General features: G+C 46.4%; 3 protein-coding genes. All 3 read left to right on the top strand.

What is annotated here, in order from left to right; translation table 11 throughout:
• Positions 1–607: 607 nt before the first annotated feature.
• Positions 608–769, top strand: coding sequence for a hypothetical protein (locus GH664_RS22600; RefSeq protein WP_007885225.1), 162 nt, complete (start codon positions 608–610; stop codon positions 767–769).
• 4 nt (positions 770–773) lie between these two features.
• Positions 774–1,094, top strand: coding sequence for a MobC family plasmid mobilization relaxosome protein (locus GH664_RS22605; RefSeq protein ID WP_021638906.1), 321 nt, complete (start codon positions 774–776; stop codon positions 1,092–1,094).
• Positions 1,055–1,650: relaxase/mobilization nuclease domain-containing protein (locus GH664_RS22610; RefSeq protein WP_153170294.1), on the top strand; the 596-nt coding region annotated here is incomplete at its 3' end. The genes GH664_RS22605 and GH664_RS22610, both read left to right, overlap by 40 nt.

Consider the following 1,650-nt stretch of genomic DNA (forward strand, 5'->3'; position numbering starts at 1 on the left):
CACCCCCTTTCTGTTGCCAGAATGGGTGCGACAACGCTGGATATTATATCATAAAGACAGAAATGCTACAAGAAGACATTTCCCCTTGTTTATCATCAAAGCCATAAGAAAAAGAGTGTCAAGGGCGGTTATAGACCGCAGCGTTTACCCTTGATACTCTTTTTTGGTTGGCTATAATGCCGGAGGGGAAAACGGCTGTCCGTCCGTTCCGTTACTTCCCCCTGTGCTTCATTGTCCGTTCCGGCGGAAGAAAGTAAAGGGTGGTCTGCGACCATTTTTTATCTGCTGTACTCGCTGATCGGCAAGCCGAAGCTCATACTGCAGATAAAAAACAAGCCCTTGACTGTCTTCCTCCTACACTTCCAAAGTCGCCCAAGAGGAAGTAAGCTCCACTATATTCTTGGCAGAATATACGCACGAATATATCCGCTTGATATAGAGTTTATATCATGCTATAATATGTGTAGCGGATATATTGCAAGTTCCCTAAAGTGTTACCACTTTAGAACTTGTGAGGGTGGCAAGCCCCCCTTCAATCCCCCTTTTCAGAGAGCCGAAAGGCTCATAGTATGACGGTGGTAGCACCGAAGAAAGAGAGGTCAAAGGCATGAAAAAAGATATGGATAAAATTCAGTTTGAGTACAGATACGAGGTGCAGGAGCTGATGAAAGTAATTGATAAATATGTAAAACAGAACCCGGCAGAAAAGGAAAATAAGACGCTGGAGCGTTTCTTTGACTTACTTGATGTCATGGATATGGAGTGGTAAGGGCATGAACAAGACAAGACCAAAGCAGTTATCATTCCGAGTAAGTGAAGAAGAATACCGGCAGTTGCAGGAGAAGATTTTAGAGAGTGGAAAGAACCAGCAGGAGTATATCCTTTCCTGTGTGCTGGAGAAGCAGATCGTGAATACGGACGGTATCAAAGAACTTATCCCGGAACTGAAACGGATAGGGAACAACCTCAACCAAATAGCAAAGCGGTGTAATGAGGGGGGAATGTTGCCGAGTGAAGCGGAAGTGCGGAAGCATGGAGAGGAGCTGAACAAAGTATGGCAGTCATTAAGGCGGTATCTTCAAAGGCGGGCATAGGGCACGCAATAGATTATGTGACGAAAAAAGAAAAGACAGAGGAGAAGCTTGTCAGCGGTCTGCATTGTGAGCCGGAGACGGTCAAGGAAGAAATGCAAGCCACAAAGGAGCTGTGGGGCAAGACGGACGGAAGAACCTATAAGCATTATGTGCAATCCTACCATGAGGACGAGGAAATAACCCCGGAGCAGGCTCACAAGAACGCTGTCGAGCTGGCAGAGCATACAAAGGCATGGAAAGGGCATGAAGTTCTGATAGCCACGCATATAGACAAGGGGCATATACACACGCACTTTATTGTTAATTCCGTAAATTATGAGAACGGTCATAAGCTCCAATGGAGTAAGCACGACCTTAAAGACTTAAAGGAACGGTGCAACGAGCAGAGCCGGGAACAGGGCTTGCATGTGCCGGAGAAAGGAAAGACATTTGCTGGAGAAGTACGGGAAGAAACGGTGGCATGGAGCAAAGACACCTACCAGCTTTTGAAACAGGCAGAGCAGGGAAAGGTCAGAAGTTATGTGCAGGATATTGCCCTGGCGGTACTGGACTGTAA

Source organism: Thauera sp. 2A1 (assembly GCF_009469595.2).
In the GTDB taxonomy this organism is placed as follows: domain Bacteria; phylum Pseudomonadota; class Gammaproteobacteria; order Burkholderiales; family Rhodocyclaceae; genus Thauera.